The sequence below is a fragment of the Arthrobacter sp. CP30 genome, from assembly GCF_053470025.1.
In genome coordinates this window covers 102,154-116,745 of record NZ_JBQEMM010000002.1, presented here as the reverse complement: position 1 = coordinate 116,745, position 14,592 = coordinate 102,154, and the positions used below count along the sequence as shown (strand labels likewise).

The following is a 14,592-nucleotide window of genomic DNA, read 5'->3' as shown; positions in this document are numbered from 1 at the left end:
CGGTTACTCCTGGGTTGGACGGCGCGACTGCTGCACACCGGGGCCGTTGTTGCTGCCATTGCTGCTGAGGACAAGATTGCCATAGCTTGCATCCCCGCGAAGAACCGCCCGCCCGCGGACCTGCCGGTGGACGCTCACCTTCCCGCCCAGCTGCACCGGACCGGCGGACCCCCTGCGGTCGAGGAGCGACTCGGCGGCGCGGAGTCGCTCGGAGCTGGGCTGGAACGCCCCGAGGTCGAGTGCCGCAAGGGCGAGCACGCGCTGCCGCAGCGCCGCGGGCAGGGCCCTGAGAGCGTCCTCCGGGAGGAGGATCTCGCCGTCGTCGCCCTCGGTCCTCAGCCCGGCGTAGGCCTCCGAACTGAGCTGCTCCAGCAGGTCGGCGTCCTGACCGAGGATCCTGGCGGTCCGGGCGAGAGCCTGCGCGATCCCGGGCCCCAGCTGGTCCTCGAGGAACGGCAGGACCTCCCGCCGCACCCGGGACCGGGCGAAGGCCCGGTCCTCGTTGGTGGGGTCATGCCAGGGCTCCAGCCCGTAGAAGGCGCAGATGGCCTCGGTATCGGCCCGGCGCAGTTCGAGGAACGGCCGCAGGTAGAGTCCCCGCCGACCGGGCATGCCGGCGAGCGACCGGGTGCCCGAGCCGCGCGCGAGGCCGAGCATGACCTGTTCGGCCTGGTCGTCGAGCGTATGGCCGAGCAGGACGGCGGCGGCTCCGTGCGCTGCCGCGGCGTCGTCCAACGCCGAGTAGCGGGCGGTGCGGGCCGCGGCTTCGGGGCCCATGCCCGTCCGGTCCACCGCGACGGTCCGCACCTCCACGGGGTCCAGCCCGAGCCCTCGGGCGGCCTCGGCGGCTCGGGCAGCGACGTCGGCGCTCCCGGGCTGCAGCCCGTGGTCGACGACGACTGCGCCGACACGGCACCGTCCGGTGTACGCCGCATGCGCCGCCACTGCCGCGAGAGCGAGGGAATCGGGACCGCCGCTGCACGCGACGAGGACGAGGGGCAGGGTCGGGGACCCCGTCGAAGCCTCGACCGCGATCCCCTCGAGGCCGGCCGCCAGCAGGTTGCGGGCGGTACCGACCGCCGGCAGGAGGCGCGGGCGCCTAGCCATGGCGGCGCAGGCTCATCCTGTCGATCCACTCGTCCGGTGCGTGGATCTCGCGCTCGGTGGGGAGATGGTCGGCCGCTTCCCACACGGCGTTGAAGCCGTCCATCCCCGTCTGGCCGACCACCCTCCGCACGAACTTCGAGCCGTCGCTGTACTGGCGCATCTTCGCGTCCAGGCCCATGAGCTGGCGGATGACCTTCTCGAGGGGGCCCCGGGACTTCCCGCGGGCATTGAACCGGCGGCGGATGGTCTTCACGGACGGGACGATCCGGCCGTCCACCCCGTCCATCACCACGTTCGCGTGTCCCTCGAGCAGGCTCATGACGGCGGTGAGGTGGGACAGGCGCGCCTTGTCGTCCGGGTCCTGCAGGATCGACAGCACACCGACGTCCTGCGTCGGCACGCCCGCGGTGCCGCCGGCGATCCTCGACCGCGCGCCGGCGAGGTTCTTCACCGCCGCACCGAGCCGTTCCGACAGGGAGTCCGCCTTGTCCATCAGCCCGGACGTGAGCTCGCCGATGTGTCCGGTCATGTGGTCCTTGAGCCACGGGGCTGCCGCGAACTGCACGCGGTGCGTCTGCTCGTGGAGGCACACCCACAGGCGGAAGTCCGACGGGTCCACATTCAGTTCCCGCTCCACGGCGATGATGTTCGGGGCCACGAGCATGAGCCGGCCGCCCTGGCCGTTCCGCGAGGGGACGAAGGGATCGTACTGCCCGAGCACCTTGCTCGAGAGGAAGGCGAGGATGGCACCGAGCTGCGCACCGGTGACGCTCCCACCGAGGGTCAGCGAGGCGGACTTCAGCAGATCCGGACGTGTGGCAGCGAGCTGGTCGAGCGCCGGGTCCATCAGGGTGCGGAAGCTCTGCGCATTGGCCTTGGCCCAGGACGCCCGATCGACGATCAGCAGCTCCGAGTCACGGAGGTCACGGGCGGCGTCGAGCCGCGAGATGGCGTGGACATGGCTGACCGATGCATCCGCGAGCTCTCGCATGTTCTGGACGGCCCGGGCGATGTCGGCGGGATTCATGGTGGGGCCCGCAGGGGTCAGGGAGGCTGCGGTCGACGCCGCGATATCCCAGTTGACCAGCTGCGGGCGGGGCGTTGCGGACTCGTTCCTGGGCATGGGCCTATTCGATCACACCCTGCTGACGGCGAGCCGAGGCACTCGTGGAGCAGGCGTGGGTTCGTCTGTCGGCGAACGGGTCAGCGGCATCCGCAGGCAGCCAGCAGCGCGGCCGCGTGGTCGGCCGAGGACCTCGCCTCGACGGTGTTGCCGTCCAGCCCGGTCGCGAGGAAGGAGAACACCAGGAGCCGCCCATCGACGGTCACCACGTGCCCGGAGAGGGCCGTGACCGCGTTCAGCGTGCCCGTCTTCGCGCGCACGGTCCCGGCGCCGGGCCGTGCATCAGGATCCTCCGGGGTGAACCGCGGGGCCAGCGTGCCGGTCAGCCCGGCGATGGGCAGCGATGCGGCCACGGCGGCGATCCCGGGATCGGCCGACGTGGTGGTGGCGCGGACGAGTGCGGCCACCTGCGCCGGCGAGACGGCGTTCCGGGCGGAGAGTCCTGCCGCATCACCGAAGGCGAGGCCTTCCCCGGCCACGCCCGCACGCGTCGCAGCCGCGGCGAGGGCCTCGGTCGCGCCGCCGAAGGAGGCGGGACGTCCGCTCTCCCGTGCCGCGATCCGGGCGAGTGCCTCGGCGAGGTAGTTGTCCGAGACCTCCAGCATGCGGGCCACCTGCGCCGCGCGCGGAGCCGATTCCACGGCCGCCAGCGCGACGGCGTCCTCCGGGCTGGTCCGCCGCTGCACGTCGGGCTGGACGGTGATGCTCCGGTCCGCGGCGGCGGCGACGAGCGCCGTGGTGAAGACGTTCGCTGCGTCGAGTCCGGCATCCTGCGAGCGCGGGCCCCCGGTGCGCCCCTCCTCGAGCCAGGACGAATTGACGGCCAGCGCGTGCACGGGAGCGACCTCACCGGCCTCGATGTCACCCTGCGCCCAGGTGGGATTCACGCTGGCACCGGCGAAGAGGCTGTCATCGAGGAACACGGTGTACGGCCCCGATCCAGCGGGCAGCGCCGCGGCCGTCTCTGCGGCGAGTGTGCCGAGCCCGGCGTGCCCGACGACGGCGTCGGGTACCGAGGGCCCCGACGCGAGGAGGACATCGCCGCCGCCGTGGAGGAACAGCGCTCCGCCGGCCGACGGCGAGGACAGCACCGAGGTCTGCAGCCGTGCGTCCGGGCGTCCGAAGGTCAGGGCGGCGACCGCCGTGAACAGCTTGACGGTGGACGCCGGCGGCTGCGGGCGGTCGGCGTCCCTCGCGTAGAGCACGGTGCCGTCCGCCGAGTCCACCACCGTGCCGGCGAACGAGCCCGGCCCCGACAGGGCCAGCGCGGCGTCGAGTGCGGGTCCCAGTGCGGCGGGATCCGGGGACGGCGCGGCGGGTGAGAGCGGGGTGACGACGTCGGGCACGGCGGCGGAGGTGGGCGGGACCTGCAGCGCGGGGGTGACGGGCGGGTCCGCGGGTGGCGGCGGATCGATCGCGGCGAGGACGGCGGGAGCGACGTGCGAGGCGACGGGGACCGCGATCGCCGCCATGACCAGGAGCAGGAGCAGTCCGGTCAGCAGGCGGAAGGATCGCGTCATGGTGTCCTTTCGCGGGCTGCGCGGCACGCGCCGTGGCGGTGCGTCACGGCGGAAAAATGCCTCGGTAGCGGTGAGCGACCGATATGTTAGGGCTGACGATCAACAGTAGACCGGCCGGCAGCCGCTCCCCGTGAGGGCGCGGCAGCGGCCGGCAGTCACCATCGACCCAGCACAGGAGTTGCCATGAAGCTCGACGTCACCATCGAGATCCCGAAGGGCTCGCGCGTCAAGTACGAGATCGACCACGAGACGCACCGCCTGCGCCTGGACCGCGTGCTGTTCACGGCCATGCAGTACCCCACGCACTACGGCTACTTCGAGAACACCCTGGGCGAGGACGGCGATCCGCTCGACGCCCTGGTGATGCTGCAGGACTTCGACCTGATCCCGGGTGTCCTCGTCGAGTCGCGCCCCATCGGCGTGTTCAACATGGTCGACGACGGCGGCGGGGACGCGAAGGTCCTCTGCGTCCCGGTGGACCCGCGGTTCGACGACATCAAGGAGCTGTCCGACGTCTCGGACTTCCTGCTCGACGAGATCAAGCACTTCTTCACCAAGTACAAGGACCTGGAGCCCGGCAAGTGGGTCGAGGCCGCCGATTGGGCCGGCCGGGAGGCGGCCGAGGCCGAGATCGAGGCATCACTGCGGCGCTTCCAGGAGGCCGGCGACGCGAGCGCCCAGGACGAGCCGCAGGGCCGCGCCGTCGATGTCGAAGCGAAGAACGCGACCGAGACGCCTGAGGGACGCTAGGCCCCTGCCCCACCCTCCGGGCCCGTGCCCCGTACCGACGAAGCCCCCGCCAGCGCATCCCGCCGGCGGGGGCTTCTTCTATTCCCGCGCCGGCATACAACCGCGTTCGGTTGTCCGTTCTCCTGAGCCGCCATACTGGAGCCATGCACTACGTCCTCACGATCAACCAGCGCGACTCGCGGGATGTCGGCGACATGGTGGGCGACCTCCTGCGGGCCCTGCGCTACCTGCCCACGGTCGTCCCCTTCCAGCGCACCGTCGGGGACGAGGTGCAGGGTGTCGTCGAGGACGCGACGACGGCGGTCGACGCGGCGCTCCGGGCCCTCCGCTACCGGCGGTGGCACGTCGGCCTCGGGGTCGGCGGCCTCACGCCTCCGCTGCCCGAGCGCATCGTCGACGGTCAGGGCTACGGGCTGGTGTACGCGCGACGCGCGGTCAACCGGGCGATGAAGACCGGCGAGCGGATCCCCCTGGCCGTGGAGGGACCCGACGCCGGGATCGCCGCGGAGGCCGAGGCCGTGCTGCGCCTCCTCGGGCAGATCGTCCACACGCGCACCGACGCGGAATGGGCAGTCCTCGATCTCCTGACACCCGGAGCCCGCGGACAGCAGAAGTACGTCGCGCAGGAGCTCGGCATCACCGCGCAGGCCGTCAGCCGCGCCGTGGTCCGTTCACACTGGATGGAGGAGTGGGCCACCCGGCCCGCCGCCGCGCGCCTGCTCGACCTCGTGTACGGTCCTGCATCCCTGCCCGAGGCGAGCCTGGCCTACTGAAGCCCTCGGGCTCTATTCCCCGGTCCGCCGCCCCGACCGGCGACGGCGGCCGCCGGCCCCGGGCAGCGCACGGTTCGGCGACGACGGGCTGGCAGGCACAGGACCGTCGAGCGGCCGTCGTCCCCCCGTGCGTCCACGACAGGTCAGACGAGCGAGCGGAGGACCTTCGCGGCGCCGTCGTCGTACACGCTGCCCGTCACCTCGGATGCGGCCGACCTCACCTCGTCGGGTGCCTGGCCCATCGCGACGCCGCGCCCCGCCCACTGCAGCATCTCGATGTCGTTCCGGCCGTCGCCGACGGCGACCGTCATGGCGGGATCCGTGCCGAGGCGGCGGCGCAGCACCTCGAGCGCGGTGGCTTTCGTGACGCCCGAGGCCGCGATGTCCAGCCATGCGGTCCAGCCGACCGAGTAGGTGACGCCATGGAGGCCGATGGATGCGACGGCGGCCCCGAACTCCTCGGCCGAGCTGTCCGTGCTGAAGACCACCACGCGGACCGCCCGGCTCCCGAGCATCTCCTCGAAGCCCACGCTCTCGGCCTCCGAGCCGAAGCTCGCGTCCTGGAAGCTCTCGGTGGAGAGGAACCGTCCGCGGTCGTCCTCCAGCGCATATTTCGCGGAGGGCAGCCGTTCCCGCAGTGCCGTGAGCGCGGGCCTCGGGTCGAAGGTCACGCGGTCGAGGACCTCGAAGCCCTGGTCCAGGGTCGCGTCGACCCTCAGGGTCACGCCTCCGTTGGAACAGACGGCGTAGCCACGCGTGATCCCCAGGAGCCGGATGACCGGCAGGGTGGCCCCGAGGGACCTGCCGGTGGCGATGATGACCTCGTGCCCGGCGTCGATGACGGCCCGGGTGGCGTCCCGCACCTCCTCCGTCATGGCTCCCTCGTGGTCCACGAGGGTGCCGTCGACGTCCAGGGCGATCAGGTGGTGTGTGCGGTTCTCCTGCCGGTCATCGATGCCGGCACCGGTCAAAGTGCTCATGATTCAGTGAACCAGACCGCACCGACACCGGGGTAGGAGAATCCTCACAGGACCGGGAGGGTTTCCAAACCGTTCATGTAGGGACGCAGCGCCGCCGGGACCGTGACCGAGCCGTCGGGGTTCTGGTGGTGCTCGAGGATGGCGACGATCCAGCGCGTCGTCGCGAGCGTGCCGTTGAGGGTCGCGACGGCGCGGGTCCCCTTCTGGCCCTCCCCCTCCGGGCGCTCGCGGATGTTCAGGCGGCGGGCCTGGAAGGTGGTGCAGTTCGAGGTGGAGGTCAGTTCCCGGTAGTCGCCCTGCGTGGGGACCCACGCCTCGCAGTCGAACTTGCGGGCGGCGGACATGCCGAGGTCACCCGCAGCGGTGTCGATGACGCGGTAGGGCAGTTCGACCTTGGCGAGCATCTGCTCCTCCCAGGCCAGCATCCGCTCGTGCTCCGCCGCGGCTTCCTCGACGGTCGTGTACGTGAACATCTCCACCTTGTTGAACTGGTGCACGCGGATGATCCCGCGGGTGTCCTTGCCGTGCGAGCCGGCCTCGCGCCGGTAGCAGGAGGACCAGCCCGCGTACCGGACGGGCCCCGCACCGAGATCGATGATCTCGTCGGAGTGATACCCGGCGAGCGCGACCTCCGAGGTCCCGACGAGGTAGAGGTCGTCCTCCTCCAGCCGGTAGATCTCGGCGTCGTGCGCTATGTCGAAGCCCGTCCCCTGCATGGTCTCGGGACGGACGAGCGTGGGCGTGATCATCGGCGTGAACCCGGCGTCCATGGCCTGGTCCAGGGCCATGCGCAGCAGCGCGATCTCGAGCCGGGCACCGACACCCTTCAGGAAGTAGAAGCGTGACCCGGAGACCTTGGCGCCGCGCTCCATGTCGATGGCACCGATCAGCTCGCCGATCTCGAGGTGGTCCCGGGGCTCGAACCCGTCGGCCGCGAAATCCCTCGGGGTGCCGACCGTCCTGAGCACCACGTAGTCGTCCTCGCCGCCCTCGGGGACGCCGTCCTGCACGAGGTTCGGCAGCTTCCGCAGCAGCGCCTCCTGCTCGGCCTTGGCTTCCTCGGAGGTCGCGGAGGCGGCCTTCACGGCCGTGGCGAGCTGCTTGACCTCCGCGAGGAGGGCCTGCTTCTCCTCACCCTTGGCCTGGGCGACGCGCTTGCCGAAGGCGTTCTGCTCGGCGCGGAGCGTCTCGTAGGCGGTGACCGACTCACGGCGCCGCGCATCCGCCGCGAGGACCGCGTCGACCAGCGACTCGTCCGCCCTGCGTGCGCGCTGCGATGCTCGGAACTGCTCGGGATTCAGGCGGAGGTCGTTGACGTCGATCACAGCGTCAAGACTACCCAAACCCCCGCCGGCCACGGATCGCCCGGCCTCGCCGCTATTGTGGATGACCATGCGCCGCAAACTCCTCGCCGGGACCGCCGCGGCTTCCGCCGCCGTCGCCTCCGTGCAGACCTACTGGTCCGTGCGTCGGCTGCAGCAGACCCGGACCCCCACGGCCTCGGTGCACGAGCCGGTGCCGGCGCCCGTGGGTCCGCAGCGCGTGGCCCTCGTCCTCAACCCGACCAAGCTGCAGGCCGGGGTGACCCGCGAACTCGTGGAACAGGCCTGCTCCGATGCGGGCTGGGAGCGGCCGCTGATCCTCGAGACCACCGTCGAGGACCCGGGCACGGGGCAGGCGCAGCGGGCCCTCGACGCGGGCGCCGACCTCGTCATCGCCGCGGGCGGCGACGGCACCGTGCGCGCCGTCGCACAGGCCCTCGCCCACCGGCCCGCGGCGCTGGGGCTGCTGCCCCTCGGTACCGGCAACCTGCTGGTGCGGAACCTCGGGCTGCCGTACCACGACATCGCCGGGTGCCTGCGGATCGCGCTGCACGGCTACGAGCGGCGCATCGACGCCGCACGGATCATCCTGCGCAACGACCGCACGCACACGAGTTCCGAGCACCCGTTCCTCGTCATGGGCGGGGTGGGATTCGACGCCAGCGTGGTGGCGGACGCGAAGCAGGACCTGAAGGACAAGCTGGGCTGGCTCGCCTACAGCGAGGCGGGCGTACGCCACCTCCCCGGGCGCCGCCGTCGGATCTCCATCAGCCTCGACGGCCAGCCGCCGCAGAGCCGCAAGGTGCGCAGCCTGCTCGTGGCGAACTGCGGGAAGCTGCCGGCGGGCGTGGACTTCGTGCCGGATGCCATGATCGACGACGGCTACCTCGACGTGGTGGTCCTCAGCCCCCGCAGCCTGATCGGCTGGACGCTGATGGCCGCGAAGATCCTGCTGCGACACCGCGGGGCGACGCCGGTGATCAGCTACTACCGCGCCCGTGAGGTGACCGTGTGGTCCGCGGAACCGATCGCGACCCAGCTGGACGGCGATGCCTCCGGCTCGACGACGTCGGTGACGGCACGGGTGGACCCGGACGCGCTGATGGTCCGGGTGCCTGCTCCGGCTCCCGGACCATCGGGGTCCTCCGTGCTGCCGCTCACCGACTTCCAGAAAGGGTGGCGGCGGCTGCTGCGCCGCTCCTAGCGCTCGCGGTCCGTGTACTCGCCCTGGCCCTCGGGCGCGTCGACGAGGGGCTTGTCCTTGTCGGTGTACTCGCCCTCCTCCGCGGCGTCCTGGGACGACGTGTATCCGCCGGAGGCTCCTGCCGGCTCGGTGCTCGTGTAGTGGCCCTCCTGCTCGGCGGCCGCGACGGCCTCCGAGGGATCGCGGTCGGCGCGATCGGCCTGCTCGTTGATCAGGGCCTGCTCCTCGGCGAAGCGCAGGTCGTTACCCTGGTCCCCGATGTCACCCTGCCAGTTGGGATCCGACGTCGAGCCGTCACCCTCGTTGGGGTTCACGATGTGTCCACCATGGGCGTTCTCGGTCATGATGCTGCCTTTCGTCGAAGGATGCGCTCCTCGTTGGGCGCCCGGTGCCAGCGTACTGACCGACGGGATGGTTTGAAACGGGCGCTGGTGCGCTCAGTCGCGCAGCAGCTCCTGCACGGCCTTCTCCGAGGCCGAGTAGGTACCGATGGGGATGACCTCACCGCTCATGAAGCGGTCCACGAGCCGCGGGTCCACGTAGGAGGTGCGGGCAACCGTCGGCGTGTTGCCGAGGTGCTCCGCCACAGCCTTCATGGTGGCGCTCACCGCCTTCTGGCGGGCCGTCCGGGTGGTCGCCCCGAGGTCCTCCTTCGCGAGTGCCATCGCGGCGACGACCGTGGCCTGCCAGGTCCGGAAGTCCTTCGCGGTGAAGGGGCCGCCCGTGACCTGGCGGAGGAATTCGTTGAGCTGGGAGCCGTCCACGTGGTGCCACACGCCGTTCTCCGACTGGTAGGCCAGGACCGTGTCGGCCTCCTCACGCTCCACCATGGGCCGCAGCGCCTCGGCCAGGTCCTCGTCCTCGAGGCGCGTGTCCCAGTGCTGGCCGCTCTTGCCGGGGAAGTCGAAGACGATCAGGCCGCCGTCGATGGTGCAGTGCTCCACCAGCAGCGTGGTCACCCCGAAGGATCCGTTGGTCTCCGCGTACTGCGCGGAGCCGATCCTGAGCGCACCGGAGTCGACGATCCGCAGGGCTGCTGCGAAGGCCCGCTCCCGGCTTACGCCGTCGCTCCGCAGGTGCTGCGTGATGGCGCGACGGGCGCTCGGCAGCTTCGCGCCGAAATCGAGTGCGCGGTCGAACTTCTCGCGGTCCTTCTGCTCCCGCCAGGCCGGGTGGTACATGTACTGGCGCCGTCCGGCATCGTCCGTGCCGATCGCCTGGACGTGCCCGTTCGGGTACGGCGCGATCCACACGTCCTTCCAGGCCGGCGGGATCACGAGCTCCTTGATCCGCTCGAGCTCGGCGCGGTCCTGCAGCAGCTCGCCGCTGGGCGCACGGTAGCTGAAACCCTTGCCGTGCCGGCGGCGGGAGATACCGGGCCTGCGCGTGTTGCTGCGGCGCAATCGAGCCATCAGGAGAACCAGCCTTCGAGTGGGGGACCGTCGATGGTAAGCCTACTGTGTAATGGGCCGCAGGAACGCGCCTACCTCGGTCGGCCCCCGAGGATCCCCCCGAGCCAGTGGTCCGCCGACGCGAAGGCGTCATCCGAGGTGTGGCGCTCGACGGCGGGGGTCCGGTGATCGGCCCGCGCGTAGGACCCGAGGAAGCGGAGGCCCGGGCTGATCCGGTGCAGGCCCTTGAGCGCGTCCGCCACCCGCGCGTCCTCCACATGGCCGTCCGCGTCCACGCTGAAGAAGTAGTCGCCGAGGAACTGCCCGGTGGGCCGCGATTCGATCCGGCTGAGATTGACCCCGCGCGCGGCGAACTGGTCGAGGATCTGCATCAGCGCCCCGGGGTGGTCCTCGGGAAGCGGTATCACCAGCGTGGTCTTGTCCGCCCCGGTCCGGGGCGGGAGCGCGTCCGGTCGGCCGACGAGCACGAACCGCGTGACGGCGTCGGCCACGTCCCCGATGTCCTCCGCGAGCACGGCCAGCCCGAGCCGCTGGGCCACGAGGGGCGAACAGATGGCACCGTCATAGGAGTCGTCACCGTCGACGAGCCCGTAGGCGGCAGCGGCGGTCGACGACGACGGGAAGTATTCCGCATCGGCGATGGTGGCGTCCACCCAGGCACGGCACTGCGCCCAGGCGTGCCCGTGGGTCGCGATCCGCCGGACGGCCCCGAGTGCGGTTCCGGCCCGCGCGGCGAGCACGAAGGTGATGGGCACGAGTTCCTCACGCAGGATCCGTAGGGGATCGCCGACCGCGATGGCGTCCAGCGTCGCGCTGACACCTCCCTCGACCGAGTTCTCGATGGGCACCATCGCGGCGTCCACCGCCTTCGACCGGACGGCGTCGAGCGCCGCCGCAACGGTGGACGCCGGTACGCGGCGTGACTCTCCGGCTCCCGGCACCTGCAGGAGTGCGGCCTCGGTGAAGGTACCCTCAGGCCCCAGGTAGGTGTACGAGGACGGCTGCGTCACAGGACCGCGGGCTCGCTGCCCGTCTCGGAGACCATCGGCTTGCCGGCGTCGGCCCAGGCACCCATGCCGCCGCTCACGTTGATCGCCGTGTAGCCGTTGCCCTCGAGCCACTCCGCAGCGCGCTGCGAGCGCCCGCCGGCACGGCAGATGACATGCAGGTCCTCGTCGGGATCCAGCTCGCCGAACCGCGCGGGCAGCTGATCGAGCGGGATGTGGACGGCGCCGTCCACGTGGCCCGCCTCCCACTCGTAGTCCTCACGGACATCGAGGATGCGCGCGTCGCTGGGCACTGCCGTCACCGGTACGTTCTGGAGATCGCTCATGCGCCTACCTTTCCACGCACCGGCAGGGGACGCCATTGCTACGGACCCCTGCGGGCCGGCTCCTATAGTGGGAGGATCCCCGCCTTCCCTGGAGTGCCCATGAGCGAACTGCACGACCTGCCCGCCCTCACGCTCCGTGACGCGCTCGCCCGCGGCGCCGTCAGTGCCCGGGAGGTGACCGAGCATTTCCTCCGGCGCATCGACGCCCTGAATCCGGACCTCGGCTCGTTCGTCACGGTCACGCACGACGACGCGCTGCGCGCCGCCGACCACGCCGACCGGCTGCACGCCTCGGGCGTCGCTCTCGGGCCGCTGCACGGCGTGCCGATCGCCCACAAGGACCTCACCGACGTCGCCGGTGTCCGGACCACGCTGGGCACGGCCGCCCTCGATCACGCCGTCGCCGAGAAGGATGCGCCGCTGGCGTCCGTCCTCCGGCGGGCCGGCGCCATCAGCCTCGGCAAGACGCAGGTCCCGGAGTTCGGTCTGAGCTGCTACAGCGAGAACCGCATCGCCCCGCCGGCCCGCAATCCCCTGGACCCCCGGCTCAGCCCCGCAGGATCGAGCGGCGGGAGTGCGGCCGCCGTCGCCGCGCGCATGGTCCCCTTCGCGCCCGGGACCGACGGCGGCGGTTCCGTCCGCATCCCCGCGGCGGCCACCGGTCTCGTCGGGCTCAAGCCGAACCGTGGCCGGGTGCCCTCGGGATCGGCGCAGGCGGACCTCGGACAGCTGGTGGTCGCCGGTCCCCTCGCCCATACGGCCGCGGATGCCGGGCTGCTCCTCGATGTCCTGGTCCAGGAACCGAACTACCGGCCCACCAGCGCCGCCTCCCGCTATCCCGGCTCCTTCCTCGACGCGGCGCTGCGGGCGGAAGGGCGCTTCAGGATCGGCGTCAGCACCGCCTCCCCCTTCGCCGGAGCCGGCGACGTCCTGGGCGACCTCGGGCTGGACAGTGCCGCGACCGACGCGCTCCACGCCGGTATCGGGATGCTGCAGCGGGCCGGACACGACGTCGTCGAGACCGCCCTGACCTACGACCGCCGCTACCACGACGCCTTCCAGCTGGTGTGGACCGCGGGACTGGCCACCGCCCCCCTCCCCGCGGACCGCGAGGACCGGCTGACGGACATCACCCGCGTGCTCCGCCGCCGCGCGCTGGGCCGCAGCGCCGCGGACCTGGCGGCCGCCGTCGACGTGCTGCGGCAGTTCGAGCACGAGACGATCCGCCAGTACTCCGACTACGACATGATCCTGACTCCCGCCGTGGCGACGACACCGCGTCCGATCGGGTGGTACACCGACGCCGACGGCGACACCGACTACCTCCGCCAGTGCCGCTACTCCCCCTACACCTCCATGGTGAACGTCTGCGGCCTGCCTGCGGTGACGGTCCCCACGCTCCGCCTGCCGGACGGCCTGTCCATGAGCGTGCAGCTCATCGGGCGGCCCGGTGAGGAGGCGCAGCTGCTCGCCGCAACGGCACAGATCGAGGCCGTGCGGTATGCCGATGGTGATTTCCCAGCTCTCATGGCCAGTGGCACCATGGAGTAGATGAGCACTTCCCAGCGCACCGCCCGCACCGGCGGGTCGACCTTCCTCGGACACCCGCGCATGCTGGCGAACCTGTTCAGCGTGGAGCTGTGGGAGCGGTTCTCCTTCTACGGCATGCAGGCGCTGCTGCTCTACTACATGACCTACACGCTCGCCGAGGGTGGCCTCGGCTTCGACGAGGTGACTGCTGCAGGACTCGTCGGGGCCTACGGCGGCGGGGTCTACCTCTCCACCATCCTGGGCGCCTGGCTCGCCGACCGCGTCTTCGGCTCCGAGCGCGTGCTCTTCGTCTCGGCGATCATCATCATGGGCGGGCACATCGCCCTCGCGCTGCTCCCCGGTGTCGTGGGCCTCGCCGTCGGGCTGGTCTTGGTAGGCGTGGGCTCGGGCGGCCTGAAGGCGAACGCGTCGTCACTCGTCGGCACGCTGTACGCGCCCGGCGACGACCGCCGCGACGCGGGCTTCTCCATCTTCTACATGGGCATCAACATCGGTGCCCTCGTGGGACCGCTGCTCACCAATCTGGCGTGGGACGCCTACGGGTTCCATGTGGGCTTCGGCCTCGCGGCGGTCGGCATGGCCGCGGGCCTCGTGCAGTACGCGCTCGCCCGGAAGAACCTGCCGGCCACCGCGCACGAGGTCGAGAATCCCCTCCCGCGTGCCGAGTACCGCCGCTGGATCATCATCACCGCCGCCGTCCTCGTGCTCCTGGGCGTGGTCGTGAGCACAGGCCTCCTGAACGCGGAGAACCTCGCCGACGTGATGGCCTTCGCCGCCATCGTCGCGACCGTCGCCTATTTCGCGGTGATCCTGCTCAGCCGCAAGGTCACCGCCGTGGAGCGGCGCCGCGTCTACTCCTTCATGCCGCTCTTCGTCGCGAGCGCTGCCTTCTGGTCGCTGTTCCAGCAGCAGTTCACCGTCGTCGCCCTGTACTCCGAGAGCCGCCTGGACCGGGATCTCTTCGGCTGGGAGATGCCGCCGGGCATGGTGCAGTCGATCAACCCCGTCTTCATCATCGTCTTCGCCGGTGTGTTCGCGGCCCTGTGGACGCGCCTCGGGAGTCGCCAGCCGTCGTCGCCCGTGAAGTTCTCCTGCGGACTCATGGTGATGGGCCTGGCGTTCCTCTCCTTCATCCCCTTCGCCGGTGGTGGACCGAACAGCACGCCGCTGCTCGGGCTCGCCGCGATCCTCCTGCTGTTCACCTGGGCGGAGCTGTTCATCTCCCCGATCGGCCTGTCCGTGACCACCAAGCTCGCGCCCGAGGCGTTCCGCACGCAGATGCTGGCCCTCTTCTTCCTGTCCATCTCCCTCGGGACCACGGTGTCCGGCATCCTCGCCGGGTTCTACTCCGAGGAGACCGAGGTGCCCTACTTCGCCTTCAGCGGCATCACGGCGATCGTGCTCGGCGGCGCCCTCCTCGCAGGAGCACCCGCCATCCGGAAGGCCATGAGCGGCGTCCGCTAGGCTCCGGCGGGCCCTGTTGCGCGGCCGCCCCTGATCCCACAGACTTCTACCCA

General features: G+C 71.3%; 14 protein-coding genes. 5 read left to right on the top strand and 9 right to left on the bottom strand.

The features are described 5' to 3' along the window. Positions 1-3: 3 nt before the first annotated feature. The 3 genes from tilS to dacB all read right to left on the bottom strand — a co-directional run bounded on the left by tilS (position 4) and on the right by dacB (position 3,750). Entirely contained in the window at positions 4-1,107 is a 1,104-nt protein-coding gene (gene tilS, locus ACTIMO_RS03855) for a tRNA lysidine(34) synthetase TilS (protein WP_448181536.1), read from the bottom strand. Next, on the bottom strand, positions 1,100-2,230 hold the full coding sequence (locus ACTIMO_RS03850) for a zinc-dependent metalloprotease (protein WP_448181535.1): 1,131 nt from the start codon (positions 2,228-2,230) through the stop codon (positions 1,100-1,102). Before ACTIMO_RS03850 ends, tilS begins: the two co-directional genes overlap by 8 nt. Before the next feature lie 80 nt (positions 2,231-2,310). Next, positions 2,311-3,750: a D-alanyl-D-alanine carboxypeptidase/D-alanyl-D-alanine endopeptidase gene (dacB, locus tag ACTIMO_RS03845; protein ID WP_448181534.1), complete on the bottom strand. Its 1,440-nt coding sequence runs from the start codon at positions 3,748-3,750 to the stop codon at positions 2,311-2,313. A 183-nt stretch (positions 3,751-3,933) separates the two neighbouring features. On the opposite strand from dacB, the gene ACTIMO_RS03840 reads away from it, so the two are divergent. Continuing rightward, positions 3,934-4,500 carry an inorganic diphosphatase gene (locus ACTIMO_RS03840; protein ID WP_055765953.1) on the top strand — a complete coding sequence of 189 codons (567 nt, stop codon included), beginning with the start codon at positions 3,934-3,936 and terminating at the stop codon, positions 4,498-4,500. A 143-nt stretch (positions 4,501-4,643) separates the two neighbouring features. Further along, a complete protein-coding gene (locus ACTIMO_RS03835) occupies positions 4,644-5,273 on the top strand; it encodes a hypothetical protein (protein ID WP_448181533.1) in 630 nt (209 codons plus the stop codon). A gap of 143 nt (positions 5,274-5,416) precedes the next feature. On the opposite strand, the gene ACTIMO_RS03830 is transcribed toward ACTIMO_RS03835, so the two are convergent. Both ACTIMO_RS03830 and serS read right to left on the bottom strand, forming a co-directional pair. After that, positions 5,417-6,253, bottom strand: coding sequence for an HAD family hydrolase (locus tag ACTIMO_RS03830; protein ID WP_055765959.1), 837 nt, complete (start codon positions 6,251-6,253; stop codon positions 5,417-5,419). A 44-nt stretch (positions 6,254-6,297) separates the two neighbouring features. Further along, positions 6,298-7,578, bottom strand: a complete 1,281-nt coding sequence (gene serS, locus ACTIMO_RS03825; protein WP_055765961.1) for a serine--tRNA ligase — start codon at positions 7,576-7,578, stop codon at positions 6,298-6,300. Positions 7,579-7,645: 67 nt separating this feature from the next. Between serS and ACTIMO_RS03820 the strand changes: the two genes are divergently transcribed. After that, positions 7,646-8,779, top strand: coding sequence for a diacylglycerol/lipid kinase family protein (locus ACTIMO_RS03820; protein ID WP_055768932.1), 1,134 nt, complete (start codon positions 7,646-7,648; stop codon positions 8,777-8,779). On the opposite strand, the gene ACTIMO_RS03815 is transcribed toward ACTIMO_RS03820, so the two are convergent. The 4 genes from ACTIMO_RS03815 to ACTIMO_RS03800 form a co-directional block, all read right to left on the bottom strand. After that, positions 8,776-9,123: a hypothetical protein gene (locus ACTIMO_RS03815; protein WP_055765965.1), complete on the bottom strand. Its 348-nt coding sequence runs from the start codon at positions 9,121-9,123 to the stop codon at positions 8,776-8,778. The two genes, ACTIMO_RS03820 and ACTIMO_RS03815, sit on opposite strands and share 4 nt — an antisense overlap. Positions 9,124-9,216: 93 nt before the next feature. After that, on the bottom strand, positions 9,217-10,191 hold the full coding sequence (locus ACTIMO_RS03810; protein WP_422390981.1) for a DNA topoisomerase IB: 975 nt from the start codon (positions 10,189-10,191) through the stop codon (positions 9,217-9,219). A gap of 71 nt (positions 10,192-10,262) precedes the next feature. Next, positions 10,263-11,201, bottom strand: coding sequence for a prephenate dehydratase (gene pheA / locus ACTIMO_RS03805; protein ID WP_448181532.1), 939 nt, complete (start codon positions 11,199-11,201; stop codon positions 10,263-10,265). Beyond that, positions 11,198-11,524 carry a rhodanese-like domain-containing protein gene (locus tag ACTIMO_RS03800; protein WP_422390979.1) on the bottom strand — a complete coding sequence of 109 codons (327 nt, stop codon included), beginning with the start codon at positions 11,522-11,524 and terminating at the stop codon, positions 11,198-11,200. The genes pheA and ACTIMO_RS03800 overlap by 4 nt, the downstream gene beginning before the upstream one ends. A 99-nt stretch (positions 11,525-11,623) precedes the next feature. On the opposite strand from ACTIMO_RS03800, the gene ACTIMO_RS03795 reads away from it, so the two are divergent. Further along, positions 11,624-13,075 carry an amidase gene (locus tag ACTIMO_RS03795; RefSeq protein WP_448181531.1) on the top strand — a complete coding sequence of 484 codons (1,452 nt, stop codon included), beginning with the start codon at positions 11,624-11,626 and terminating at the stop codon, positions 13,073-13,075. Further along, positions 13,076-14,539, top strand: coding sequence for a peptide MFS transporter (locus ACTIMO_RS03790; RefSeq protein ID WP_448181530.1), 1,464 nt, complete (start codon positions 13,076-13,078; stop codon positions 14,537-14,539). It begins immediately after the preceding gene. The last annotated feature ends 53 nt before the right edge of the window (positions 14,540-14,592 follow it).

Coding starts and splice junctions, on each gene's coding strand:
- ACTIMO_RS03840 (WP_055765953.1), top strand. CDS start 3,934: ATGAAGCTCGACGTCACCATCGAGATCCCGAAGGGCTCGCGCGTCAAG.
- ACTIMO_RS03815 (WP_055765965.1), bottom strand. CDS start 9,123: ATGACCGAGAACGCCCATGGTGGACACATCGTGAACCCCAACGAGGGT.
- ACTIMO_RS03850 (WP_448181535.1), bottom strand. CDS start 2,230: ATGCCCAGGAACGAGTCCGCAACGCCCCGCCCGCAGCTGGTCAACTGG.
- ACTIMO_RS03830 (WP_055765959.1), bottom strand. CDS start 6,253: ATGAGCACTTTGACCGGTGCCGGCATCGATGACCGGCAGGAGAACCGC.
- ACTIMO_RS03800 (WP_422390979.1), bottom strand. CDS start 11,524: ATGAGCGATCTCCAGAACGTACCGGTGACGGCAGTGCCCAGCGACGCG.
- ACTIMO_RS03820 (WP_055768932.1), top strand. CDS start 7,646: ATGCGCCGCAAACTCCTCGCCGGGACCGCCGCGGCTTCCGCCGCCGTC.
- ACTIMO_RS03795 (WP_448181531.1), top strand. CDS start 11,624: ATGAGCGAACTGCACGACCTGCCCGCCCTCACGCTCCGTGACGCGCTC.
- ACTIMO_RS03835 (WP_448181533.1), top strand. CDS start 4,644: ATGCACTACGTCCTCACGATCAACCAGCGCGACTCGCGGGATGTCGGC.
- ACTIMO_RS03810 (WP_422390981.1), bottom strand. CDS start 10,191: ATGGCTCGATTGCGCCGCAGCAACACGCGCAGGCCCGGTATCTCCCGC.
- dacB (WP_448181534.1), bottom strand. CDS start 3,750: ATGACGCGATCCTTCCGCCTGCTGACCGGACTGCTCCTGCTCCTGGTC.
- ACTIMO_RS03790 (WP_448181530.1), top strand. CDS start 13,076: ATGAGCACTTCCCAGCGCACCGCCCGCACCGGCGGGTCGACCTTCCTC.
- tilS (WP_448181536.1), bottom strand. CDS start 1,107: ATGGCTAGGCGCCCGCGCCTCCTGCCGGCGGTCGGTACCGCCCGCAAC.